Consider the following 23972-nt stretch of genomic DNA (forward strand, 5'->3'; position numbering starts at 1 on the left):
ATAGGCGCCCATGGGTTACGCATCGGAGCTTTTGACACGTCCCGGCGCACAGGAGCTGCCCGGGGCCTCGCTTCTCGACGCCAAAGGGGTCCCCTGGCACTACGGCAACCCCCTGGTGGAGCAGCGCATCACCGAGCCGACGCTGGTGGACCGTTCCCACCGCGCCGTCGTGGCCGTCTCCGGGCCGGACGCGCCGACATTCCTCAACAACCTGCTCTCGCAGAAGCTGGATGACGCCGCCGACGGCTTCGCCGCTGCCGCCCTGGACCTGGACGCGCAGGGCCGCATCCTGCACCACGCGGACGTGGCAGTGGCCGACGGCGCCTACTACTTCGACCTGCCCTCCTACCAGCGCGAAACCTTCGTGGACTTCCTGCGCAAGATGGTGTTCTGGTCTGAGGTGACCATCGAGGAGCCGGACCTGGCGGTGCTGACCATCCTGGGCCCGGTGGCGCAGCCGGACTTGGGCCAGGTGTTCACCCGCCGCCTGGACGGCTGGGGCGGGATCGGCCGGACCGACATCGCGGTGCCGAAGGCCCGGATTGCCGAGGTCGCGGACCAGTTTCCCCTCGCGGGGCTGATGGCCTTTACCGCCTTCCGCGTCGCCGCCGGCGAGCCGGAAACGCGCGCCGATTTGGACGAGAAGTCCATCCCGCACGAGGCACCGAACCTGATCAACCGCGGCGACGCTATCCGCGCCGTCCACCTGGATAAGGGCTGCTACCGCGGGCAGGAAACCGTCGCGCGCGTGGAGAACCTGGGCCGCTCCCCCAGGCTGCTGGTCAAGCTGCAGCTGGACGGCTCCGCCCCGTCCGAGCCGGAGAGCGGCGCAGAGATCACCGCCGGCGGGCGCAAGGTGGGCAGGCTCGGCACCGTGGTGCACGACGCGGACGAAGGACCGGTCGCCCTCGCCCTGGTGAAGCGTTCGGCGCTGCAGGCACCGCTGGACATCGGCGGCACGGCGGCGTCGGTGGACCAGTCGTCCCTGCCTGCGGATGAGGGCGACCACGCGGGACGCCGGGCCGTCGATAGGCTGAGGCGCGGACCTGAGAGCCAGCTATAAAAGCTGTTCAGACCCCCAAAGCGCATTTTTTCTGAGTGCAAGCTATAGTGTCCTACAGGAAAATATCGTAAATAAGTATGAGGCCGCCTCTTTTGAAGGCCGCCCAAGAACCACCTCAAGGGGGTCACGCCATGGGCCGCGGACGCGCAAAAGCCAAGCAGACCAAGGTTGCTCGCCAGCTGAAGTACAACACTCCTGAAATGGACCTGGATTCCCTGCAGCGAGAGCTTGCAGGCCAGGCCCCGCGACGCAGCTGGGACGACGACGAGGCAGAGGTGGACGACCAGTACGCGGAGTACGCGGACTGGGACGACGAGGACGACGACCGCTAGTCCACCACCTCAATGAAAAAGCACCCCTTACCGGGGTGCTTTTACGTATTCCTAGTACTGCGGGTGCGAGCCAGTGAGCACGGCGCGGGCAGTTTCGCCCTCGCCCGCAGCGCGGACCTCGCCGAGATCCCACGCGTCGATGTGGCGCGCCGCCAGGATGGCCAGGGCGCGGTCCCGGTCCTCCGGGCTGACCACGGCAACCATGCCGACGCCCATGTTGAACGTCTTCTCCATCTCCTCGTCCGGCACCTGGCCGACGGACTTGATGGTGCGGAAGATCGGTCCCGGCGTCCAGGTGGTGCGGCGCATCTCCGCCACTAGCCCCTCGGGGATGATGCGCTCCATGTTGCCGGCCAGGCCGCCGCCGGTGACGTGGCAGAACGTGTGCACCTCGCACTCTGCGGCCAACGCCAGGCAGTCCAGAGCGTAGATGCGGGTCGGCTCAAGCAGCTCCTCGCCGAGAGTGCGGCCCAGCTCCTCCATCTCCGCGTCCAGGGGCAGCCCGGCGCGGTCCAGCAGCACGTGGCGGGCCAGAGAGTAGCCGTTGGAATGCAGGCCGGAGGACGCCATGGCGATGATGGCGTCGCCCTCGCGGACCTTGTCCGGGCCGAGCAGCTCGGCCGCCTCGACAACGCCGACGGCGGTGGCGGAGACGTCGTACTCGTCCGGGTCCATCACGCCCGGGTGCTCAGCGGTCTCGCCGCCGAGCAGCGCGCAGCCGGCCTGGACGCAGCCCTCGGCGATGCCGGAGACGATCTCTGCGACCTTTTCGGGCACGACCTTGCCGATGGCGATGTAGTCCTGCAGGAACAGTGGCTCGGCGCCGCAGACGACCAGGTCGTCCACGCACATGGCCACCAGGTCGATGCCGATGGTGTCGTGCTTGTCCATGGCCTGCGCCACGGCGAGCTTGGTGCCCACGCCGTCGGAGCCTGCGGCCAGCAGCGGTTCCTTGTACTTGCCCAGGGCAAACAGGCCGGCGAAGCCGCCCAGTCCGCCGCGGACCTCCGGGCGGGTTGCGCGCTTGGCGTGCGGGGCGAAAAGTTCCACGGCCTTGTCGCCGGCCTCGATGGACACGCCGGCGGCTTCGTAGGAAACCGGATTCTGTTCAGTACTCATTTAGGCTTCTGCACCTTTCTGGATGCGTCGGACAAGGTCGGCGTTGGGGTTGCCCTCCGGCAGGCCCAGTGGGTAATCGCCGGTGAAGCAGGCCGCGCAGAGGTTTTCCTTGGGCTGGTTCGAGGCGGCGATCATGTCGTCGATGGGCACGAATGCCAGCGAATCCGCCCCGATCATCGTGCGGATGGACTCGGCGACCGCCTCGTCGTTGTCGGTGCGGCCATGGTTGGCGATCAGCTCGCCCGGGCTGGCGAAGTCGATGCCGTAGAAGCACGGCCACTTCACCGGTGGCGAGGCGATGCGCACGTGCACCTCCGCCGCGCCCGCCTCCCGCAGCATGCGGATGAGCTTGCGCTGCGTGTTGCCGCGCACGATGGAATCGTCCACCACCACGAGCTTCTTGCCCTCGATGACTTCGCGCACCGGGTTGAGCTTTAAGCGCAGGCCCAGCTGTCGCAGCGTGTCGGAGGGCTGGATGAACGTGCGGCCCACGTAGGCGTTTTTCATCATGCCCTGCTTGAACGGGATGCCGGACGCCTCCGCGTAGCCGATCGCGGCTGGCGTGCCGGATTCCGGCACGGGCATGACCAGGTCCGCCTCCACTGGGCTCACCTTGGACAGGCGGCGGCCGATCTCGATGCGAGAGGCGTTGACGGTCTGGCCGTCGATGACGGAATCGGGCCGCGCCACGTAGACGTACTCGAACACGCAGTGCGCCTTCGGGGTCTCGGCAAAGCGCTCAGAGTGCACGCCGGACTCGTCGATGGCGACCATCTCGCCCGGCTCGATATCGCGCACGAACGAGGCGCCGACGATGTCCAAAGCGCAGGTCTCGGAGGCAACCACCCAGCCGCCGTCGAGGCGGCCCAACGACAGCGGGCGCACGCCGTGCGGGTCGCGCGCCGCGTACAACGTGTGGCCGTCGGTGACCATGAAGCAGAAGGCGCCTTTGACGCGGGGCAGGAGTTCACGTGCGGCGTCGAGAAGCGTCTTGCCCTCGGTGACCAGATCGGCCAGCAACGCAGAAACCACCGCGGTGTCCGAGGACGAGCCCTGGCCGTTCACCCCGGCAGGAGAAATGAGCTTCTTCGCAATCGCCTCGTTCTGCAACTCCACGTAGTTGACCAGGTTGCCGTTGTGCGCCAGCGCGATGTCGGTGCCGTTGGGCGAGGTGCGGAACATCGGCTGGACGTTCTCCCACGAGTTGCCCCCGGCCGTGGAGTAGCGGGTGTGGCCGATCGCCACGTCGCCCTGCAGCGCCTCCAGTGCGGGTTCGTCGAAGACCTGGCTGACCAGACCGGTGTCCTTGAACACCACCAGCTTGTCCGCGTCTCCCACCGCGATGCCGGCGCCTTCCTGGCCGCGGTGCTGCAGCGCGAACAGGCCGAAGTAGCTCAGCTTGGCCACGTCCTCGCCCGGCGCCCAGACGCCGAACACGCCGCACTCGTCGCGCGGGGTGTCGCTGTCGATATCGAAGTCCTGACTTGGTTTAGGGCTCTCCGTAAACACGCCCCTCACTGTATCCGAGTCCACTCAGCGCAGCGCAATCACGGGAAGACCGGCGGCAATCTCGGCGGCGCGGGACCCGGAGGCGTCGATAGTCCCCCGCTCAAGCTCCTCGTCGAAGCTGGCCAGCCCGGTGGCCAGCCGCAGCCAGGTCTCCGGCTTCATCTCCACCACGTTCGGCGGGGTGCCTCGCGTGTGCCGCGGGCCCTCGACGCACTGCACCGCCACAAACGGCGGCACGCGCAGCTCCACCGAGTGGCCCGGGAGCTCTTCGGCGAGGGTGCGCGCGGTGCGCCTGCAAGCATTTGCAAGCTCGCTTCTCGACGGCTCCGCTGCCCCACCCTCCAGCCACCCAGCCACCTGCTGGATCGCCTCACGTGTCAGCGCCGGGTCTTGTTTCTGCACCATGACACACCATATTAAGGTGGCCCCATGCCGAATACCCCCGTCGCCGCCGAGCGCTCCCCGTCCGTGACCCTGCGATTCATGGCCTCCCCCACCGACGTGCTGCACCACGGCGCACAAGGTGTCTCCGGCGGGCGCGTGCTGGAGTGGATCGATAAGGCAGCGTACGCCTGCGCCGCGCAGTGGTCCGCCACCTACTGCGTCACCGCGTACGTCGGCCACATCCACTTCACCCGCCCCATCCCCTCGGGCCACATCGTGGAGGTGCGCTCCCGCATCGCCATGACCGGGCGGTCCTCCATGCACATCGTCAACGAGGTGCTCTCCGCCGACCCCCGCGAGGGCGTGTTCACCCGCGCCTGCGACTGCCTGGTGGTCTTCGTGGCCAAGGACCCGGACACCGGCAAGTCCATGGCGGTGCCGTCGTTTGTGCCGACTGACGACGAGGAGCGCCGCGTCGCCGAGGCCGCCGAGTCGCGCATTGGTCTGCGCAAGGCGATCGAGAAAGAAATGGAGGCGCAGACCTACACCGACGACTCCACCGCGCCGCGCATCGTGCACCGCTTCATGGCTAAGCCCACCGACGTGAACTGGGGCGGCAACGTCCACGGCGGCACCGCCATGGAATGGATCGACGAGGCCGGCCTGGCCTGCACCATGGAGTGGTCCGGCGAGCGCACCGTGGCGGTCTACGCCGGCGGCATCCGCTTCTACCACCCGGTGCACATCGGCGACCTGATCGAGGTGGACGCGCGCATCACCCGCACCGACTCCCGCTCCATCCACACGTCGGTGCACCTGCGCGCCGGCGACCCGCGCGGCGGGCGGGACAACCTGAAGGACGCCATCCACGCCACGTTCACCTACATCGGCATCGACATCGACGGCAACCCCCTGCCGGCGCGCAAGTTCACCCCGGTCACCGAGGAGGACCAGCGCCTCTGGGAGCACACCCAGACGCTCAAGGATCTGCGCGGGCAGTACGAGCCGGTTCCGCTGGTCAAGCCGCTGCCGCCGGTGCAGCGCACGTCCTAAGTTTTTCGCACCCGTATAAGCGTTTGGGGAATGTGGCAAATAATTGCCACATTCCCCAAACGCTTTATTGGTGGTCGCGCTAGAGCGCTAGGCCGCTAGACCGCCGCGTTCGGCGCCGTTGCGGCCGCGAAGTGCGACGGCATGGTCGCAGCCCACGCACCGGCGAGCTCCAGCATCTGGACCCCCTCGCCAGCGACGCGCAGCACGCCGTCGTTGGTGGTCTCGCCCAGCACGGCGACCGGGATGCTCGCCGCGGTCGCGCGCTCCACGGCGGCCTCTGCACGGTCGCTGGTCACGGCGACCAGGACGCGGGAGGCGGACTCGGAGAACAGCGCGGTGAACGCGTCTGCGTGCACGCCCTCCAGGTTCAACTCCGCGCCCTTGTCGGAGCCGAGCAGCAGCTCGAACACCGCCTGGGACAGGCCACCCTCGGACAGGTCGTGCGCGGCCGCGATGCCTGCGGCGTTGCCGGCGAAGAACTCCGCCAGGCGCGCCTCGTTGGCCAGGTCCACCTGCGGCGGCAGGCCGGCCAGGCCCGCGCCGGAGATGTCCTGCCACACGGAGCCGCCGAACTCGTCCTTGGTCTCGCCCAGCAGAATCAGGGTGTACTGCTCGTCCGCGGACGGCAGCGCGTGCGGGATGGCCTGCTCCACGTCCTCCATCACGCCAAGCACGCCGACCACGGGGGTGGGCAGGATCGGCGTCTCGCCGGTCTGGTTGTAGAAGGACACGTTGCCGCCGGAGACCGGGATGGATAGCTCAGCGGAGCCGTCGGCAAGCCCGTGCACTGCCTCGCGGAACTGCCACATCACATCCGGGTTTTCCGGGGAGCCGAAGTTGAGGCAGTTGGTCACGGCGACCGGGGTGGCGCCGGTGACGGCGACGTTGCGGTACGCCTCCGCCAGCGCGAGGCGCGCGCCCATGTTCGGGTCGAGGTAGGTGTAGCGGCCCGACGCGTCTGCGGAGACGGCCACGCCACGGTTGGTTTCCTCGTTGATGCGCAGCACGCCGGAGTTGGCGTACTTGGCCTGCACGGTGTTGCCGCGCACGTAGCGGTCGTACTGCTCGGTGATGAAGTCGCGGGAGCACAGCGCGGGCGATGCGACCATCTTCAGCCATGCGTCCTTGATGTCGCTTTGCTTCTCGACGTCACCTCCGGCCTGCACACCATCCAGCCAATCCGGACGCGCGTAGGGACGCTCGTAGACCGGGCCCTCGTCGATAGTTGACGGCGGGGCGTCCACCACGAGCTCGCCGTTGTGGAACACCTGAAGGCGGTCCGCGTCCGAGGTGACCTCGCCGATGACGGACGCGAGCACGTCCCACTTGGCGCAGATCTCCATGAACTTATCCACGTCCTCCGGTGCCACAACCGCGCACATGCGCTCCTGGGACTCGGAGGCGAGGATCTCCGCGGCGGACATGTTCTCCGCGCGTAGCGGGACGTTGTCCAGGTTGACGGTCATGCCGCCGTCGCCGGACGCCGCGAGCTCGGAGGTGGCGCAGGACAGGCCGCCGCCGCCGAGGTCCTGGATACCTTCGACCACGCCGGCGGCGTAGAGCTCGAGGCAGCACTCGATGAGGACCTTCTCCGCGAACGGGTCGCCCACCTGCACGGCCGGCAGCTTGCGCTCCTCGCCCTCCTCGAAGGTGGCGGAGCCCAGCACGGACACGCCGCCGATGCCGTCGAGGCCGGTGCGGGAGCCGAACAGAATGACCTTGTTGCCGGTGCCGGAGGCGAACGCCAGGTGGAGGTCTTCCACCTTCAGCGTGCCCACGCACAGCGCGTTGACCAGCGGGTTGCCGGTGTACGCCGGGTCGAAGACAGTCTCGCCGCCGATGTTGGGCAGGCCCAGGCAGTTGCCGTAGCCGCCGATGCCGTGGACCACGCCCGGTAGGACACGTTTGGTGTCTTCAGCGTCGATAGGCCCGAAGCGCAGCTGGTCCATCACGGCGATCGGGCGCGCGCCCATGGCCATGATGTCGCGGACGATGCCGCCGACGCCGGTGGCCGCGCCCTGGTACGGCTCCACGAAGGAGGGGTGGTTGTGGCTTTCCACGCGGAAGGTCACCGCGTCGCCGCCGCCGATGTCCACCACGCCGGCGTTCTCGCCGATGCCAGCGAGGATCTTCGACGCCATCTCCTCGGTCATGGTCTGGCCGAAGTAGCGCAGGTGCGTCTTGGAGGACTTGTAGGAGCAGTGCTCGGACCACATCACGGAGTACAGCGTCAGCTCCGCGTCGGTAGGCCTGCGGCCCAGAATGGCCTTGATCTTGGCGTACTCGTCGTCCTTCAGCCCCAGCTCGGCGTACGGCTGCTCGAGCTCCGGGGTGCCGAAGGCGTTGTCGACGGTGTCGTTGTGCACGGTCATTTCGGGTCTACGCTCCGATCTTCGAAATCGCGTCGATGGCGGAAGTGAACAGGCCGAGACCGTCCGTGGACGGGCCGGTCAGCGTCTCAATGGCGTGCTCAGGGTGCGGCATGAGGCCGACCACGCGGCCGGTCTCATTGGTCACGCCGGCGATGCCGTTGATGGAGCCGTTGAAGTTGTCCGTGTAGCGGAACACCACACGGCCTTCCTTCTCCAGCGCCTCAATGGTCTCCGGGGCGGCCTGAAAACGACCTTCGCCGTGCTTGGCGGGGACATAGATGCGCTCGCCGAGCTGGCTGGTCCACGCGGTGGAGGTGTTTTCCACCTCGAGGTAGGTGTCCACGCAGTGGAAGTTCAGGCCCTGGTTGCGGGTCAGCGCGCCCGGCAGCAGGCCAGTCTCGGTGAGGATCTGGAAGCCGTTGCAAATGCCGAGCACAGGCATCCCCTTCTTCGCAGCCTCCACCACGGCGGCCATCATCGGCGCCTGCGCGGCGATCGCGCCGGAGCGCAGGTAATCGCCGTAGGAGAAGCCACCCGGGACAACAACCGCGTCCACGCCGGTGAGGTCATAGTCGGCGTGCCAGAGCTGGCGCGGCTCAGCACCGGCGAGACGGACGGCGCGCAGCGCGTCAACGTCGTCAAGCGTGCCCGGAAAAGTAATGACTCCGATAGTTGCGCTCATCGCACAACCTCGAAGTCCTCGATAACGGTGTTGGTCAGCAGCGTTTCAGCCATGCGCTGCAGCTCGGCGTCGGAGACCGAATCATCCACCTCAATTTCAAAGCGCTTGCCCTGGCGGACGTCGGTCACCCCCTCGACTCCGATCCGGCCCAGTGCGCGGAGCACCGCCTGACCCTGCGGGTCAAGAATTTCGGCCTTGGGCATGACATTAACGACGACTCGTGCCATGAGAATCCTTCACGTTTCGGGAGGTTGAACGACCTTTGCGGTACGCGCGTCAGTATATCGGACACCCCGACACGGCCCGAAACCCTTGCTGACCGGGAAAAAGTGAACGGATGGTGAATTCTTGGAAAAACCTAACTTCTCGCCAAGCTGAGACTGAGAAAGACGGCTAGTTTGTTCTTGCCATCAACCGTCTCCCCCTGAGTTTCCGAAAGGTAACCATGTCCACTCCCCGCAAGAGCCTCGGCGCCGCGTTCGCAATCGCGCTGGCAGCAGGTACCGTCTCCGTCGTCGCACCGACTGCCAATGCAGCGGTGGACGGCTCCAACGTCGTCATCAACGAGGTGTACGGCGGTGGCGGCAACGCAGGCGGCAAGTTCAACAACGATTTCGTTGAGCTTTACAACCCGACCGACGCTGAGATTGACATCAGCGGTTGGAAGCTTAACCAAAAGGCCGCAAACGGAAATACCGGTAACACCGTTAAGCTCTCGGGAAAGGTCCCCGCGAAGGGCTTCTTCCTCATCCAGGGGGACAGCCAAGGCAACGAAAAGTCGCAGGATCTCCCGAAGGCTGACCTTGTTGGTTCGTTCAACTTCGGTGCAAAGACCGCAATCGCCGAACTGATTGACAACAACGGCCAGATAGCAGACCTAGTCGGCTGGGGCACAACCGCCAAAGAGGCCGAGACGTCCCCTGCCAAGGGGACGTCAAACGCCACGTCCATCCAGCGCAAGACCGTCGGTGTCGACACCGACAACAACGCGGATGACTTCACCGTTGACGCGCCGACACCGCAGAACTCGGGCAACGCTGGCGAGACTCCCGTTGACCCCACCCCGGACGATCCGACAGATCCAACGCCTCAGCCTGAGCAGCCGCAGCCGGGTGAGATCACCCCGATCGCTGAGATTCAGGGCACCGGCCACACGTCTCCGTTTAAAGGGAAGAATGTAACCACACGTGGCGTTGTTACTGCGGTCTACTCTTCTGACGGCAGCAAGCGCGGTTTCTACATCCAGACCCCTGGAACAGGTGGTTCGCCGAAGCAGAAAGGCGACGCCTCTGACGGCATATTCGTTTACATGGGCCGCGTCGCAGAGAGTGCGTACCCGGAAATCGGTGACTTCCTCGAAATTGCGGGTACCGCAGACGAATACACAGCAACTTGGAAAGTCAAAAAGGACACGGTCTCCGACCGCATGTCGACGACCCAGCTTCGCGACGCGAAGTGGCAGGTGATTGAGAAAGACGCAGATTTTAAAGACCCTGCGCCGATCTCGCTTGAGTCTCTTCCCGCTGGGGATGACGCCAGGGAGTCTTACGAGGGCATGCTCGTGAACATCACTGGTCCTTATACGGTGACAAACAACTACACACTGAATAACACTGGCGATATCGGTTTGGCGCCTGGCGATACGGCTCACCGCACTCCCACCGATATTGTTTCTCCTGGTAGCGAAGCCAACGCGCTTCAAGATAAGCAAGACGCTGAGGTCGTTCACGTCGACGATGGTCGAAACGCGAATTACTTCCGCACCGATAAGCAGACACCACTGCCGTACTTGGTCACTTCCGACAATGGTATTAAGTCAATCCGCACCGGCGATCAAGTCCAGTTCCAGACCCCTGTGGTCGTCGACTTCTCATACGAATACTGGCGTCTCCAGCCGCTGACGCCGATCACCGGCAAGAATGTAGCAGCGGAGCTGCCCATCACGTGGGAGGATTCACGCGCAGACGCGTACGACGACATTGACAACGTCGCTGGCGACTACTCCATTGGTTTCTTCAATGTGCTGAACTACTTCTCCACCTTGGGCAAGGACGTCTCCGGCTGCAAGGCGTACAACGACATTTATGGTAAGCCCGTCGGCGCCAAGAACTGCAACATTCGCGGTGCATTCTCGCAGAACGCGTTCAAGGACCAGCAGGCAAAGATCGTCACCGCCATCAACAAGCTGGACACCGACGTGCTCGGCCTGTCCGAAATTGAGAACACCGCTAGCGTGACCGGCGACGTCGCCAAGCGCGACGAGGCTCTGCAGAACCTTGTCGATGCGCTTAACGCAAAGGAGCCGGGCAAGTGGGATCTTGTGAAGTCCCCGCAGAAGCTGGGTACTGACGAAGACTTCATCCGTGTCGCCTTCATCTACCAGCCGGCGAAGGTGAAGCCGGTCGGCGAATCCATCATTTTTGATGATGACGCATTCACAAAGACTGCCCGCCAACCGCTGGCCCAAGAGTTCGACACTGTCGGCAACGACGAAGACAAGAACTTCGTGGCTGTAGTCAACCATTTCAAGTCCAAGGGTTCTGTCGCCAAGGGCGACGAAGACACCGGCGACGGCCAAGGCAACAATGCTCGTATCCGCGCAGAGCAGTCCAAGGCTCTGCTGAAGCACCTCGGCGAACAGAAAGATTGGGCTGACCTGCCGACCTTCCTTGTGGGCGACTTCAATGCGTACACCAAGGAAGACGCAATCACCGCGCTGGTCGATGGCGGTTTCAACATCGTCGAGTCCGAGAAGGACTACGACCAGGCTTCCTACCAGTTTGACGGCCAGCTGGGCACCCTCGACCATGTCCTCGCAAACGCAGCCGCAATGGAGCTTGTGAAGGACTCCACTGTCTGGAACATCAACGGCGACGAGTCGGCAGCGTTTGAGTACTCGCGCCGCAACTACAACGCCCAGGATTTCTTCGGCGACGGCGACAACCCGATCTACGGCTACGGCAACCCGTTCCGTTCCTCCGACCACGATCCGGTCAAGGTTGGTTTCGGCACCAAGCTCGATGAGAAGGATGCCGACAAGTTTGCTCCGGAGGCAAGCGAGGCCGTCACTGTCACCCAAGGCGACGCTCTACCAGATGCGAAGAACACGGTGAAGGACGCTGATCAGCTGCCGGAAGGCACGAAGTTCGAGTGGACCAAGCCTGCGAACACCGACACTGTCGGCGACGACCAGGAGGGTGAGATCACCGTCACCTACCCGGACGAGTCCGTGGATCATGTGAAGGTCATTGTGAACGTGAAGCCGAAGGCTGAGGAGGAGAAGCCGCGCTACATCGTCAAGGCAGAAATCAACAACGACGGTGAACTCGTCGTCACCTACGACAACGGTGACACTGAGAACCTCGGCGGGGTCAAGGGTGCCGACGGCGAGGACGGCGAGCAGGGCCCGAAGGGCGACAAGGGCGACAAGGGTGACACCGGCGCCGCAGGCAAGAACGGCGAACAGGGCCCGAAGGGCGACAAGGGCGACAAGGGCGACACCGGCGCCGCAGGCAAGAACGGCGAACAGGGCCCGAAGGGCGACAAGGGCGACAAGGGCGACACCGGCGAACAGGGCGCAGGCAAGAACAAGGGCGACAAGGGCGACACCGGCAAGGACGGCGGACACCGGCGCCGCAGGCAAGAACGGCGAACAGGGCCCGAAGGGCGACAAGGGCGACAAGGGCGACACCGGCGCCGCAGGCAAGAACGGCGAACAGGGCCCGAAGGGCGACAAGGGCGACAAGGGCGACACCGGCGCCGCAGGCAAGAACGGCACTGACGGCAAGGACGGCGTCGATGGCCAGGATGGCAAGGACGGCCGTGGCGTGAAGTCCTTCGAGGTCAACGACGAAGGCCACCTGATGGTCACCTACTCCGACGGCGAGACTGTGGACCTGGGCAAGGTCACCGCTGACGCAACCGACGGCAAGGACGGCCAAGACGGCAAGCCGGGCAAGGACGGCGAGAACGGCCGCGGCATCACGAACCTGGAGGTCAACGAGGACGGCGAGCTGATCGCCACCTACACCGACGGCGAGACCCAGAACCTGGGCCGCGTCGTAGGCGCTGACGGTACTGACGGCAAGGATGGCAAGGACGGCAAGCCGGGCAAGGACGGCGAAAAGGGCGAGAAGGGCGCCGACGGCGCCAACGCCCCGGCTGGCGAGGGTTCCAGTGCGAGCGACCGCTGCCTGCCGTCCGTGGGCATCATGGCGCTGCCGCTGCTGGCGCTGATCCCGCTGGGTCTGGCCGCCACCGCGGATGTTCCGGCGCTGGCTCCGGTGAAGGAGCAGCTCAACAAGATTGGCGAGCAGCTGCCGGTCCCGATGGACAAGGCTGCCCCGATCGCTGGCGCGGCGCTCGCAATCGCGGCGATTGCCACGCTGGCCACGCTGTGCTCCACCGAGGGCGGTTCCTCTAAATAGCCCCCAGGCAAGGCCGCACAGCCTTCAGCGATAGCCCCGTCCCGGAAACTTTTCCGGGGCGGGGCTTACTGCATTGAAAACAGTTTCCAATAATGGTTGGATATCCCCTATGCGAAATCGTTTTCTCCCCTCTCCCCTGGCCGCGATTGCGGCAACTGCTCTTGCGGGTTCGGTGCTGGCCGGATGCTCGTCGGAAAGCAATGATGCAAGCGGCAGCGACATGATCGCCACCACCAACGTCTGGGCGGACGTGGCCTCGGCGGTCACGGGCGAGGACGTGGACGCGATCATCACCGGTGATGCGGTGGATCCGCACCACTACGAGCCGTCCGCGAAGGACCTCTCGCGCATCAAGGAAGCGGACACCGTCGTGGCAAACGGCGGCGCGTACGACTCCGCGCTCTACACTGCCGCTGAGCAGGACCGCATCATCTACGCAATCCCGCTTCTCAACGAGCACGAGGCCCACGACCACGACCACGCGCACGCGCACATGCCCGAATCCCTGGACGAGCTCGAGCACGCCTGGTTCGCGCCGGAGAAGGTACTGCAGGTCGCAGAGGACATTGCGGATCGCACCGGCGGGGACGCGTCAGACGTCAAGCAGCGCATCGGCGACATCCAATCCAAGCTCAACGCGGTGCCGCACGTGCACATCGGCATGACTGAGACGATCGCGGCCGGCCTGGTGTGGGGCACGGAGCTGCACGACATCACGCCCGAGGAATACATCAAGGCCAGCCTGAACCACCAGGAGCCTTCCGCGGCGGCGGTTGCGGCGTTCCTGGAGCAGATCGAGCGCGGCGAGCTGGACATGCTGTTTGTGAACCCGCAGAGCACCAACAGCGCCACCCAGCGGTTGGCGGATGCGGCGAAGGCGCATAATGTTCCCGTTGTTGAAATTCGGGAGACGCCCCCGGCCGGCCAGAATTTCCTGGACTACTTCGAGGAGATCGTGGGTCAGATCACCGACATCGCAGCCCACGCTGAGCCGACCGGCCACCACCACTAGGAATTGCCAATTTGATCGCTGAGCTTCGCAGCGCCGCCGTCGAACCACTCTGGCGCGACCTCACCCTCACCGTCGAGCCCGGCGAATTCATCGCGGTGCTCGGCCCAAACGGCGTGGGCAAATCCACCCTGCTGGGCACGCTGATGGGCACGCGCAAGCTCACTTCTGGGCAAGCAAAAGTCCACGGGCAGATCGGCTTCATCCCGCAGCAGCACATGTTTCCGAAGGACTTGCCGGTGCGCGGGCGCGACCTTGTTGCGTTGGCGATGGGAAGGCGGGCGAGACCGGAGGACGTCGATAGGCAATTGGCTTCTGTGGAGGCGCAAGGTTTTTCCGAGCGCCGCGTCGGGGTGCTTTCCGGCGGCCAGCAGCAGCTCATCCGTCAGGCGCAGGCGTTTTCACAAAACCCGGAGCTTTTGCTTTGCGACGAGCCCCTGCTCTCCCTCGACCCCGCCCGCGCACGCGACACCGTGCAGCGCCTCGCCGAGCACCCCGCGGCCGTGGTGTGCGTAACGCACTCGATCAACCCGGTGATGGGCGTTGTGGACCGAGTGCTCTACCTCGGCCCGGAAGGCCACGTGGTGGGCAGCGTTTCCGAAGTCATGCGCTCCGAGGTGCTCAGCGAGCTCTACGGCACCCGCGTGGACGTCGTGGAAGTTGACGGACGGATGGTGGTCCTGTGAGTGCGTTTTTAGCAGACACTTCGTACCTGCTCAGCCAGGACTTTGTGCAGACGACGCTTGTGGCGTGCGCGCTTCTGGGAGTGCTGTCCGGGGTGATGGCACCGCTGATCGTGCTGCGCCAGATGTCATTTTCGGTGCACGCGACCTCGGAGCTCGCGCTCATGGGCGCCTCCGCGGCGCTGCTTTTCGGGCTGAACGTCGGCTTCGGTGCCGTGGCGGGCGCGGTGGTCGCTGCCCTGGTGCTGGCGGCGCTGGGGCTGAAGGGCCAGCAGGATTCCGCGGTAGGTGTGGCCATGAGCTTCGGCATGGCCTTGTCCGTGCTGTTCATCCACCTGTATCCAGGGAATTCGAACCGGGCGCTGGCGCTGCTGACCGGCCAGATTGTTGGTGTGTCGGCGCAGAACGTGATGCTGCTGGCAGGCACAACGGTGCTGGTTGCAGGCGCCGTGCTGGTCCTGTGGCGGCCGCTGCTGTTCTCCTCCGCAGACCCCGTGATGGCCGCCGCGTGCGGCGTTCCCGTGCGCACGATGGCGCTGGTGTTCGCGGTACTCGTGGGCATCGCGTCGGCCCAGTCAGTGCAGATCGTCGGGGCGTTGCTGGTGATGTCGCTGCTGATCACCCCGGGGGCGTCCGCCGCTCAGGTGACGGCGAACCCGAAGCTTGCGGTGGTGCTGTCCATCGTGTTCGCGGAAGTCGCGGCCGTAGGCGGGATGGTGCTTTCGCTCGCCCCAGGTATGCCGGTGAGCGTGTTCGTGGCCTTTATCTCGTTCGGGATTTACCTGGTTTGCCGGGTGGTCGGCAGGGTGCGGGGCAACTAGCGGTACTCCCGGTAGTCCGCCGGTGTCGCGCCCTTGCCTACCGCCGCTGCGGCGGCTGCGAGGAAGTCGCGGCGCACCTTCTTCTGCCCCAACTCGCGCCCGGAGACCGACAAACGGATCGTGTTGCCCTTCTCCGCGCCGCGCTCGGCGGCCTTGATCACGTTGCGGCGCCACCACTTCGCGGCGCCGTACCCCTCGCCCACCGACAGGTTGCGGGCCTGCGAGAACTCGCCTCGTTCAAGCCGGTAGATGCCCTTCGTGGAGGCAGCGACGGTAAAACCGAACTCGTCGAGCACCTTTAACGTGCCGTCCGACATGCGCCAGCGCGGCGGCGCGAACATATCCAAGTCGAAACCGAGCGCCGACATCTGACGCGTAGCGCCTTTGAGACGAAGCCTCGCCTCGTGCTCGCCCAAACTGGCAAACTCGCTGCGCCTTCCCTGCACCGGCTGATCGAAGCCGTTGAGCATGAGGGCGCGGCTTTCGAGCTGCTCGGTGAGCCAGGCGCGGGTGCCGTCGTCCTTGGCCAGATGCCACTTTTTGTCAATGTGGGGCGCAACCAGCAGTGAAACCGGCATCCCCTCGCGGTCCAGGTCGCGCACCATACTGGTGACGTCCTCCAACGTCGCGTCGAAGATGGAGGAAATGGAGACAAGCACGCGCCCAGGCATAGGGGAAATTATCGCACACGCAGACAGTCTGCGCCGGGTGAAATTTTCTCGCGCTGTTCGCACACGTGTTCTACGTTGTCGGGGCCGTGTCGGACGGGGTTCTACTATGCGTAGCCAAGTGCAAAGAAAGGAGGTGCTCCAGATGAGTGCAGTGCTAGACCAAGCGGTCAACCAAATCGTCGCCGGGCTAAGGTCGCTTGCCGACGTCATGCGGGAACCGGACTCCCTCCACCTCGCCTCCACCCACGTGGCCATGGAGCGCCTCCACGCCTGCCTGCCGTTGCTGTCCAACGCGGACGTCGCGTTCGCCTTCCTCTGCGACCGGGACGGCGCCGGCGCCCTCGTCGGCGCGAACCACGCCGTGGAGTATCTGACACGGAGCTTGGGCTTGTCCCGTCGAGAAGCATTCGCGCTCCTGGAGCAGGGCAAGAAGCTCTACGGCGAACCCGAGGTGCCTGAGCCGGAGCCGAGCGAAAACAAAGAAGACCGCGAACGCAAGGAGCAGGAGGCGGAAGCGCGCCGCAAGAAGGCGCGCGAGGCGCAGGAGCGGGCGCGACGAGCTGCCGAGAAGGCCAACGCGGAGAAGAAGCGCATCATCACCGACGCGCTGAAAGACCTCAACGAGCACGCCAACCCCGGCTACCAGGAGATCCTGGCCGAAGCGATGGAGGCGGCCGAGTCCCTCACCGCCGAAGAACTCCGGAAGTTCGTCCGCGACCAGGTCAAGCGCGCCAACAAGCGCGGACGCGACTACGACGGCGAGAAGGACCCCCTCGCCGCGTGGAAGAAGCGCGGCATCTGGCTCGGGGAACCGGACGCGGACGGCGGCTCCCCTTTCAGTGGCTACCTCGACGCCGCGTCACGGGCGAAGCTGGAGGCCTGCCTCGCCGCCGGCGACCACATGGGGTCCAACATGGAGGGCGAGGACGCCGCAAAGCGGGACAGCCGGCGCAAACACCAGCGCCGACTCGACCAGCTCATGAACGTGCTCGACCGCTACGGCGACGCTGCCACGAAGTCCCGGGGCGGCGTGGGCACGGTGGTGATCTCGCTGACCCTCGACGACCTTTTGGAGGCGGACGCCTTCACCGAGTTCCCCACCAACACCTCGGTGTCGCTGACCCCGCTCGACATTGTGCGTTTGGGGCTTGCCGGGGACAGCTTCATCCTCCAGCTCGACTCGGCCACCGGCGTCCCGCTATCCCTCGGCCGCACCCGCCTGGCCTCCGTGGAGCAAAAGCTCGTGTTGCTGGCCATGCAGGGCGTGTGCGCCTGGAACGGCTGCACCAAGCCGGGCGTCGAGCTCGAGGCCCACCACCTGGATTCCTACCTCAGCGGCGGGCTCACCAGCATCGAAAACCTGGTGCTGCTGTGCCGCGAGCACCACATGTGCAACAACGACAACAAAGACGGTGCCGGGAACAAGGGCCACTTCGGCCGGGACCCCGACACCGGCGATGTGCACTACCACCCCGCCAACGGGGACCCACCCAGGCACACAACCACCTACCAGTACCGCAATTCGCCTGGTCAGAGGCTTGCTAAGAAGGCGAGGTCACGGCACGGCGGCAACCACAACCGCCCGCCGGACCCTGCCCTATTCGAACCGGACGGTTAAACCGCCCCGGCCTTCACCAGCGTCCACGCGTACTCGAACGCGGTCTGCTTCCACTTGGCGTAGCGGCCGGACACGCCGCCGTGCCCTGCGGACATTTCCGTCTTCAGCAGGATCTCGCCCGCGGTGCTCACCTCGCGCAGTTTGGCCACCCACTTCGCGGGCTCGACGTAGAGCACGCGGGTGTCGTTCAAGCTCGTAACCGCGAGAATGTCCGGGTAATCCTGCGCGGAGATGTTCTCGTACGGGGCGTATGTCGCCATGTAGTCGTACACCTCGGGGTCGTGGTACGGGTCGCCCCACTCTTCCCACTCCCCCACCGTCAGCGGCAGCTCGGGTTTGAGGATGGAGGTCAGCGGGTCCACGAACGGCACGATCGCGAGGATGCCGGCGAACTTCTCCGGCGCCATGTTCGCCACAGCGCCCATGAGCAGCCCACCGGCGGAGCCGCCCTCGGCCACCAACTGCTTGGGGGTGGTCAGGCCCAGCTCCACGACGCGGTCGGCGCACGCGATGAAGTCCGTGAAGGTGTTGGTTTTGTGCAGCATTTTGCCGTTGTCGTACCACGCGCGGCCCATCTCGCCGCCGCCGCGAACGTGGGCGCACACCCACACCATGCCGCGGTCGAGCAGACTCAGCCGCGCCACCGAAAACCCGGGGTCCGTGGATGCCTCATACGAGCCGTATCCGTACAGCAGCGCGGGCGCGGGGCCTTCGACGCCCTTGCGGCGCACCACCGAGATCGGCACCCGTTCCCCGTCCGGGGCGGTTGCCCACTCGCGGAAGGCCTCGTACTCGTCCGGGTTGTAGCCGCCCTCGATCTCTTTTTCCTTCAGCAGGGTCAGCTCGCCAGTCGCGACTGTGTAGTCCAGCACCTGCGAGGGCTGGGTGTAGGAGGAGTAGCCAATGCGCACCACCGGGGCGTCCCACTCCGGGTTGCCGCCGAGGCCGACGGTGTAGAGCTCCTCGGAGAATTCCAGCTCCTTGAACTCGCCGAAACCGCTGTCGAGCGACGCCACGGCCAGCCGCGGGATCCCGCCGCGCCTGTAGGCCATGAGCATGAAGTCGCGGTAGGTGTCGATCGCCTCGACGCGCACGGTTTCGGAGTGCTCCACCAGCACGGGCAGTTCCCGCAGGGGAGGCACAGCGCCGACGGGTGTTGTCGCGACGCAAAAGTTCGCTCCGTGGGCGTTGTGCGTGACCACCCACTGCTCTTCGCCGTCGACGACGCAGAAGTCCGGGTGGTACTCGATGCCGGCCTCGCGCTCCCACAGCACCTGGAACTCGCCGGTGGGATCCGCCATGTCGAGCACGCGGTACTCGGAGGTCAGCGAGGACGACGCGATGATCATGAGGAACCGCTCGGCACGGTCCGCGCCCACGCCGACACCGAACTTCTCGTCCGTCTCCTCGTACACCAGCACGTCTTCGGCAGCGGGCGTGCCCAGCTTGTGGCGCCAGATTTGGTGGGGCCGCCAGGCGTCGTCGCAGCGGACGTAGAACAGGTAGTTCTCGCCCGCCCAGGTCGCGCCGTAGAAGATGCCTTCGAGCTCGTCGTCGAGCAGTTCGCCGGTATCCAAATTCTTGATCCGCAGGGTGAAGCGCTCGTTGCCCTCGGTGTCGAAGGAGTACGCGAGCAGGCGGCCCGAGGTGGACACGGACGATGCCCCGAGCGAGAAGAACTCGTGCCCGTCGGCGAGCTCGTTGACGTCGAGAAGCACCTGCTCGCCCGGCATGTCCTCGGTGACTTCGGGCGGGGTCCACGGGTCTTCCGCGGTGGGGATGCGGCAGGAGATGCCGTAGTCCTTGCCTTCGATGGTGCGGCCGTAGTACCACCAGTTGCCCTGGCGCTGCGGCACGGACATGTCGGTCTCTTTGACGCGGGACTTGATCTCGCCGTAGACGTCGTCCACCAGCCCGGACCAGGCGGAAGTACGCTCAGACGTGTACGCGTTCTCCGCCTCCAGGTGCGCCAGGACTTCCGGATTGTCCTTGTCGCGCAGCCACTCGTAGTTGTCCACGAACTCGCGGCCGTGGAACGTGCGGACAATCGGGCGTTTGTCAGCTACGGGTGGGATCATGCATGCTCCCCCGGCCACTCGGAGAAGCGGCGGCCGGAAAGCCGCTCGTACGCCTCGATGTAGCGGTCGCGGGTGGCTTCCACGACGGAGCCGGGCAGCTCCGGCGGCGTGGTGCCTTCCTCCTGGTCCCAGCCGGACTTCGGGCCGGTGAGCCAGTTGCGCACGTACTGCTTGTCAAAGCTGGGCTGGCTGCGACCTTCTTCGTAGCTGTCGGCTGGCCAGTAGCGGGAAGAATCCGGCGTGAGCACTTCGTCGGCGAGCACGAGCTCGCCGTTTTCGTCCAGGCCGAACTCGAGCTTGGTGTCGGCGAGGATGATGCCCGTGGTCTCCGCGTAGTCGGCGGCGCGGCGGTACACCTCGAGCGTGGCGTCCCGCAGGCGCTCGGCGAGGTCCGCGCCGAGTTTTCCTGCCATGTGCTCGAAGGTGACGTTGATGTCGTGGTCGCCCTGCTCGGCTTTGGTGGCGGGGGTGAAGATCGGCTCGTCCAGCTTGGACGCCTCGGTCAGCCCCTCGGGCAGCTTCACACCGCAGATGCGGCCGGTGGCGTCGTACTCCTTCTTGCCGGAGCCGGTGAGGTAGCCGCGGGCCACGCACTCGAACGGCACCATATCCAGCTTCTTCACCACCATGGCGCGGCCGAGGACGTCTTCGGGGATGCGCTCGTCGTCGATCGGGCCGGCGAGGTGATTCGGCACGTCGGAAAGCAGGTCGAAGAAGAACATGGAGGTGGCGGTGAGGATCCGCCCCTTGTCCGGGATCGCCGGTTCGAGGGAGAAGTCGAAGGCGGAGATGCGGTCTGTCGCGACCATGAGCAGGGTCTGCTCATCCACCTCGTAGATCTCGCGAACCTTGCCGCCGGAGATGTGTGAGTAATCTGAAAGCTCTGGACGCATGCGCGCTAGTATATGCGCCGTGAAAAACCGCGCTACCGTTGTCCTCCTCCCGCTTATTCTCGCAGCGTGCACCGCACCTTCGGAGTTCAGCGGAGAGATGCCGGATTTCTATCCTTCGCGCGACGGCGCCACGTTCCGTTTCGGGCAGACCGGCAAGATCGTCACCGAGGACGTGCGCTACCACGTGCCGGTGCAGTGGGAAGTCACGGTGGACAAGCCCACCACCACCCGCGCGCCCCGCAGCGCCGAACACGCCCGCTCCATCGTGTGCTTCCCGGTCAGCTTCACCCCGGTTGCCATCGGCGAGTTCCCCATGGATGTCACGGTCGCCTTGCCGGAGCTTTTGCCTATCGACGGCCCCCTGGCCGCCAACGTGGCCGACCCGAATTACTGCGGCGACTGGGACATCACCGGCTACACCGGCGAGCTGGAGGAAAACCGCACCTACACCGGCTATGTGGCCTCCTGGGCGGGCAGCGCCGACCCAGGGATCATCGGCCGCGGCGTCGAGCTGAAGAGCCGCGACACCACCTTGACCTGGAAGTAGCTACAGGATGTCGCCCGGGGTGTAGGCGGCGGCCTGCGGATGCGCGTCGACAAGCTTTTGCACCCTCGCGAGCACCCGGTCCACCTGGGACTCGGCCGCGCCGATGAAGGCGTGGCGATCCGAAAGCGACTCCTCCAACTGGGCCTGATCCAGCGGCAGGCGATCGTCGTCCGCGAGGCGCTCCACCAGGTTTTGCTCCGCGCCGCGCTCGCGCATGTCCAGCGCCATGGCGACGGCGTTTTCCTTGATCACCTCGTGCGCCGTCTCGCGGCCCACGCCGGCGCGCACGGACGCCATGAGGATGCGGGTGGTGGCCAGGAAAGGCAGGTAGCGGTCCAGTTCGCGGTTGATCATGGCCGGGAAGGCGCCGAACTCGTCGAGCACGGTGAGCATGGTCTCCAGCTGGCCGTCGATGGCGAAGAACGCGTCCGGCAGCGCCACGCGGCGCACCACGGAGCAGAACACGTCGCCCTCGTTCCACTGCTGGCCGGACAAATCCGCCACCATCGTGAGGTAGCCGCGCAGGATCACCTGGAAGCCGCCGACACGTTCGCAGGAGCGCGCGTTCATCTTGTGCGGCATGGCGGACGAGCCCACCTGGCCTTCCTTGAAGCCCTCGGTGACGGTCTCGTTGCCGGCCATGAGCCTAATGGTCGTGGCCAGCGAGGACGGGCCCGCGCCCAGCTGCACCAGCGAGGACACGACGTCGAAGTCGAGGGAGCGCGGGTAGACCTGCCCCACCGAATCAAACACGCGGTCAAAGCCGAGCCCGTCCGCGATGCCCTGCTCGAGGCGGGAAAGCTTCTCCTCGTCGCCGCCCATCAGGTCGAGCATGTCCTGCGCGGTGCCCATCGGGCCCTTGATGCCGCGCAGCGGGTACCGTTCCAGCAGCTCCTCGATGCGCTCCACCGCGACCAGGATCTCGTCGGCGGCGGAGGCGAAGCGCTTGCCCAGGGTGGTCGCCTGCGCCGCCACGTTGTGGGAGCGGCCCGCCATGACCAGGGACTTGTACTCGCCGGCGCGGTTGCCCACGGCCTTCAGCAGCGCGATCGCCTTGTCGCGGGTGAGCTCGAGGGCGCGGCGCACCTGGAGCTGCTCCACGTTCTCGGTCAGGTCGCGCGAGGTCATGCCCTTGTGGATTTCCTCGTGACCGGCAAGCGCGTTGAACTCCTCGATGCGCGCCTTCACGTCGTGGCGGGTGATCTTCTCCCGGGAGGCGATGGACTCCAGGTCCACCTGGTCGATGACCTTCTCGTAGTCCTCGATCGCTCCCGGTTCCACGGCAACGCCGAGCTCCTGCTGCGCCTTCAGCACCGCGATCCAGAGCTGGCGCTCCAGGATGATCTTGTGCTCCGGGGCCCACAGGGTGGCCATCTCCGGGGAGGCGTAACGGTTACTCAGAACATTCGCGTTATTCGGCTTCACGGCTTTCATCATAGGGAGATCGCCCCTTCGATCGCGGGGCGGGCGATGTCCTTGCGGTAGAACGCCCCGGGAAGCTCAATCCCAGCAATGACCTCGTACGCCTCAGCCACGGCTTCCTCGAGCGTCGCGCCCAGCCCGACGACGCCGAGCACGCGGCCGCCGGAGGCAACATACTCGCCGTCCTCCAACGCGGTGCCGGCGTGCAGCACCCGCGCAGGATCGTCCAGCGCCTCGCCGGTGACAACCCCACCGGTCTTGGCGGCCTGCGGGTAGCCCTCGGCGGCCAGCACCACCATGGCGGCGAACCCGTCGCGCCACTGCAGTTCCCCGACCTCGTCCAGGCGGCCCTCCGCGACGGCGAGCAGCACGTCCGCCAGCGGGGTCTCCAGTAGCGACAGCACGGCCTGAGTTTCGGGGTCGCCGAAGCGGGCGTTGAACTCCACCACCGCCGGGCCTTCCGGGCCCCATGCGGCGCCGACGTACAGCAGGCCCTGGTACGGGGTCCCGCGGCGCACCATCTCTTCCGCCACCGGGCGCGCAATCGCATCCACGATGGTCTGCACCCCGTCCTCCGGCAGCCACGGCAGCGGCGCGTAGGCGCCCATACCGCCGGTGTTGGGGCCCTCGTCATTGTCGTAAGCGCGCTTGTGGTCCTGGGCGGCCAGCAGCGGCACCACCGTCTCGCCGTCCACCAGGCAGAACAGTGAAACCTCGGGGCCTTCCAGGAAGGACTCGAACAGCACCGGGTTGCCAGCCCCGATCACCGCCTCCGCGTGCGCTTTCGCCTCGGCGCGGTCCTCGGTGACCACCACGCCCTTGCCGCCCGCCAGGCCGTCGTCCTTCACCACGTAGCGCGGGCCGTACTCGTCCAGCGCGGCCTCAACACCCTCAGGCTTCTCGACGCGCTTTGCCGACGCGGTGGGCACCGCCGCCGCCGCCATCACGTCCTTGGCGAACGCCTTGGATCCCTCGAGCTGCGCCGCGGCCTTCGTCGGACCGAACACCGGCACACCCGCCTCGATGAGCGCGTCCGCCGCGCCCGCCACCAGGGGCACCTCCGGGCCGATCACCACAAGCTCCGCGTCGATCTCGCGGGCTAGCTCCACGATGGCCTGGGGGGAGGAAACGTCGACGGGCCGTACCGTCGCTAGGCGGGACATGCCCGCGTTACCCGGTGCGACCGTGAGATCGTGGCCTTGCATTGCGTTGAGTAGGGCGTGTTCGCGGCCGCCCGAGCCGATGACAAGGATGCGCATGCGCCCCAATTTACCGGTAGCGTCGAGAAG

General features: G+C 66.0%; 21 protein-coding genes. 10 read left to right on the forward strand and 11 right to left on the reverse strand.

The genetic code is table 11. The features are described 5' to 3' along the window. Positions 1-10 precede the first annotated feature (10 nt). Together ygfZ and ACX1NL_RS09730 are read left to right on the forward strand one after the other, a co-directional pair. Positions 11-1063, forward strand: coding sequence for a CAF17-like 4Fe-4S cluster assembly/insertion protein YgfZ (ygfZ, locus tag ACX1NL_RS09725; RefSeq protein WP_458898027.1), 1053 nt, complete (start codon positions 11-13; stop codon positions 1061-1063). Positions 1064-1194: 131 nt separating this feature from the next. Then, positions 1195-1395, forward strand: coding sequence for a DUF3073 domain-containing protein (locus ACX1NL_RS09730; protein ID WP_181889030.1), 201 nt, complete (start codon positions 1195-1197; stop codon positions 1393-1395). Between the two features lie 51 nt (positions 1396-1446). Here the strand turns inward: ACX1NL_RS09730 and purM are convergent, their stop codons facing one another. Genes purM through ACX1NL_RS09745 form a run of 3 tightly spaced genes read right to left on the reverse strand, consistent with a single transcriptional unit; the run spans position 1447 to position 4428 of the window. Further along, entirely contained in the window at positions 1447-2514 is a 1068-nt protein-coding gene (purM, locus tag ACX1NL_RS09735) for a phosphoribosylformylglycinamidine cyclo-ligase (protein ID WP_458898028.1), read from the reverse strand. After that, on the reverse strand, positions 2515-4023 hold the full coding sequence (gene purF / locus ACX1NL_RS09740) for an amidophosphoribosyltransferase (protein WP_458898029.1): 1509 nt from the start codon (positions 4021-4023) through the stop codon (positions 2515-2517). A gap of 24 nt (positions 4024-4047) precedes the next feature. Beyond that, positions 4048-4428: a sterol carrier family protein gene (locus ACX1NL_RS09745; RefSeq protein WP_458898030.1), complete on the reverse strand. Its 381-nt coding sequence runs from the start codon at positions 4426-4428 to the stop codon at positions 4048-4050. 24 nt (positions 4429-4452) lie between these two features. Between ACX1NL_RS09745 and ACX1NL_RS09750 the strand changes: the two genes are divergently transcribed. Beyond that, entirely contained in the window at positions 4453-5460 is a 1008-nt protein-coding gene (locus tag ACX1NL_RS09750) for an acyl-CoA thioesterase (RefSeq protein ID WP_458898031.1), read from the forward strand. Between the two features lie 95 nt (positions 5461-5555). Here the strand turns inward: ACX1NL_RS09750 and purL are convergent, their stop codons facing one another. From purL to purS, 3 genes are read right to left on the reverse strand one after another with little or no spacing between them, the layout of a single operon-like run. Next, positions 5556-7832: a phosphoribosylformylglycinamidine synthase subunit PurL gene (purL, locus tag ACX1NL_RS09755; RefSeq protein WP_458898032.1), complete on the reverse strand. Its 2277-nt coding sequence runs from the start codon at positions 7830-7832 to the stop codon at positions 5556-5558. A 7-nt stretch (positions 7833-7839) separates the two neighbouring features. After that, a complete protein-coding gene (purQ, locus tag ACX1NL_RS09760) occupies positions 7840-8514 on the reverse strand; it encodes a phosphoribosylformylglycinamidine synthase subunit PurQ (protein ID WP_458898033.1) in 675 nt (224 codons plus the stop codon). Beyond that, positions 8511-8741: a phosphoribosylformylglycinamidine synthase subunit PurS gene (purS, locus tag ACX1NL_RS09765; RefSeq protein WP_074432067.1), complete on the reverse strand. Its 231-nt coding sequence runs from the start codon at positions 8739-8741 to the stop codon at positions 8511-8513. The genes purQ and purS overlap by 4 nt, the downstream gene beginning before the upstream one ends. 218 nt (positions 8742-8959) lie before the next feature. On the opposite strand from purS, the gene ACX1NL_RS09770 reads away from it, so the two are divergent. The 5 genes from ACX1NL_RS09770 (at position 8960) to ACX1NL_RS09790 (ending at position 15454) form a co-directional block, all read left to right on the forward strand. Continuing rightward, positions 8960-12295, forward strand: a complete 3336-nt coding sequence (locus ACX1NL_RS09770; RefSeq protein WP_458898034.1) for an ExeM/NucH family extracellular endonuclease — start codon at positions 8960-8962, stop codon at positions 12293-12295. Between the two features lie 46 nt (positions 12296-12341). Next, positions 12342-12941 (forward strand): hypothetical protein, encoded by a 600-nt coding sequence (locus tag ACX1NL_RS09775; RefSeq protein ID WP_458898035.1) that lies wholly within the window; start codon positions 12342-12344, stop codon positions 12939-12941. Between the two features lie 109 nt (positions 12942-13050). Beyond that, a complete protein-coding gene (locus ACX1NL_RS09780; RefSeq protein ID WP_458898036.1) occupies positions 13051-13953 on the forward strand; it encodes a metal ABC transporter solute-binding protein, Zn/Mn family in 903 nt (300 codons plus the stop codon). 11 nt (positions 13954-13964) lie between these two features. Further along, positions 13965-14636, forward strand: coding sequence for a metal ABC transporter ATP-binding protein (locus ACX1NL_RS09785; protein WP_239307639.1), 672 nt, complete (start codon positions 13965-13967; stop codon positions 14634-14636). Further along, entirely contained in the window at positions 14633-15454 is an 822-nt protein-coding gene (locus ACX1NL_RS09790) for a metal ABC transporter permease (protein ID WP_458898037.1), read from the forward strand. The genes ACX1NL_RS09785 and ACX1NL_RS09790 overlap by 4 nt, the downstream gene beginning before the upstream one ends. Here the strand turns inward: ACX1NL_RS09790 and ACX1NL_RS09795 are convergent. Beyond that, on the reverse strand, positions 15451-16125 hold the full coding sequence (locus ACX1NL_RS09795; protein ID WP_458898038.1) for a DUF2334 domain-containing protein: 675 nt from the start codon (positions 16123-16125) through the stop codon (positions 15451-15453). The two genes, ACX1NL_RS09790 and ACX1NL_RS09795, sit on opposite strands and share 4 nt — an antisense overlap. Before the next feature lie 142 nt (positions 16126-16267). On the opposite strand from ACX1NL_RS09795, the gene ACX1NL_RS09800 reads away from it, so the two are divergent. After that, positions 16268-17743 carry a DUF222 domain-containing protein gene (locus ACX1NL_RS09800; protein WP_458898039.1) on the forward strand — a complete coding sequence of 492 codons (1476 nt, stop codon included), beginning with the start codon at positions 16268-16270 and terminating at the stop codon, positions 17741-17743. On the opposite strand, the gene ACX1NL_RS09805 is transcribed toward ACX1NL_RS09800, so the two are convergent. Continuing rightward, positions 17740-19821: a S9 family peptidase gene (locus ACX1NL_RS09805; protein ID WP_458898040.1), complete on the reverse strand. Its 2082-nt coding sequence runs from the start codon at positions 19819-19821 to the stop codon at positions 17740-17742. The two genes, ACX1NL_RS09800 and ACX1NL_RS09805, sit on opposite strands and share 4 nt — an antisense overlap. Continuing rightward, entirely contained in the window at positions 19818-20714 is an 897-nt protein-coding gene (locus ACX1NL_RS09810; protein WP_269951756.1) for a phosphoribosylaminoimidazolesuccinocarboxamide synthase, read from the reverse strand. Before ACX1NL_RS09810 ends, ACX1NL_RS09805 begins: the two co-directional genes overlap by 4 nt. 19 nt (positions 20715-20733) lie before the next feature. On the opposite strand from ACX1NL_RS09810, the gene ACX1NL_RS09815 reads away from it, so the two are divergent. Next, positions 20734-21261 (forward strand): hypothetical protein, encoded by a 528-nt coding sequence (locus ACX1NL_RS09815; protein ID WP_458898041.1) that lies wholly within the window; start codon positions 20734-20736, stop codon positions 21259-21261. On the opposite strand, the gene purB is transcribed toward ACX1NL_RS09815, so the two are convergent. Together purB and purD are read right to left on the reverse strand one after the other, a co-directional pair. After that, positions 21262-22695 carry an adenylosuccinate lyase gene (purB, locus tag ACX1NL_RS09820; protein WP_458898930.1) on the reverse strand — a complete coding sequence of 478 codons (1434 nt, stop codon included), beginning with the start codon at positions 22693-22695 and terminating at the stop codon, positions 21262-21264. Next, on the reverse strand, positions 22695-23942 hold the full coding sequence (gene purD / locus ACX1NL_RS09825; protein WP_458898042.1) for a phosphoribosylamine--glycine ligase: 1248 nt from the start codon (positions 23940-23942) through the stop codon (positions 22695-22697). Before purD ends, purB begins: the two co-directional genes overlap by 1 nt. Positions 23943-23972 lie beyond the last annotated feature (30 nt).

The organism is Corynebacterium sp. CQ3829_602738 (assembly GCF_054478435.1).

Bases quoted from the DNA above. Each gene is read 5' to 3' on its own strand.
- purS (WP_074432067.1), bottom strand. From the start codon at position 8,741: ATGGCACGAGTCGTCGTTAATGTCATGCCCAAGGCCGAAATTCTTGAC.
- ACX1NL_RS09730 (WP_181889030.1), top strand. From the start codon at position 1,195: ATGGGCCGCGGACGCGCAAAAGCCAAGCAGACCAAGGTTGCTCGCCAG.
- ACX1NL_RS09805 (WP_458898040.1), bottom strand. From the start codon at position 19,821: ATGATCCCACCCGTAGCTGACAAACGCCCGATTGTCCGCACGTTCCAC.
- ACX1NL_RS09800 (WP_458898039.1), top strand. From the start codon at position 16,268: ATGAGTGCAGTGCTAGACCAAGCGGTCAACCAAATCGTCGCCGGGCTA.
- purL (WP_458898032.1), bottom strand. From the start codon at position 7,832: ATGACCGTGCACAACGACACCGTCGACAACGCCTTCGGCACCCCGGAG.
- purQ (WP_458898033.1), bottom strand. From the start codon at position 8,514: ATGAGCGCAACTATCGGAGTCATTACTTTTCCGGGCACGCTTGACGAC.
- purM (WP_458898028.1), bottom strand. From the start codon at position 2,514: ATGAGTACTGAACAGAATCCGGTTTCCTACGAAGCCGCCGGCGTGTCC.
- ACX1NL_RS09745 (WP_458898030.1), bottom strand. From the start codon at position 4,428: ATGGTGCAGAAACAAGACCCGGCGCTGACACGTGAGGCGATCCAGCAG.
- ACX1NL_RS09795 (WP_458898038.1), bottom strand. From the start codon at position 16,125: ATGCCTGGGCGCGTGCTTGTCTCCATTTCCTCCATCTTCGACGCGACG.
- ACX1NL_RS09770 (WP_458898034.1), top strand. From the start codon at position 8,960: ATGTCCACTCCCCGCAAGAGCCTCGGCGCCGCGTTCGCAATCGCGCTG.
- purB (WP_458898930.1), bottom strand. From the start codon at position 22,695: ATGAAAGCCGTGAAGCCGAATAACGCGAATGTTCTGAGTAACCGTTAC.
- ACX1NL_RS09750 (WP_458898031.1), top strand. From the start codon at position 4,453: ATGCCGAATACCCCCGTCGCCGCCGAGCGCTCCCCGTCCGTGACCCTG.
- ACX1NL_RS09780 (WP_458898036.1), top strand. From the start codon at position 13,051: ATGCGAAATCGTTTTCTCCCCTCTCCCCTGGCCGCGATTGCGGCAACT.
- ACX1NL_RS09810 (WP_269951756.1), bottom strand. From the start codon at position 20,714: ATGCGTCCAGAGCTTTCAGATTACTCACACATCTCCGGCGGCAAGGTT.
- purD (WP_458898042.1), bottom strand. From the start codon at position 23,942: ATGCGCATCCTTGTCATCGGCTCGGGCGGCCGCGAACACGCCCTACTC.
- ygfZ (WP_458898027.1), top strand. From the start codon at position 11: ATGGGTTACGCATCGGAGCTTTTGACACGTCCCGGCGCACAGGAGCTG.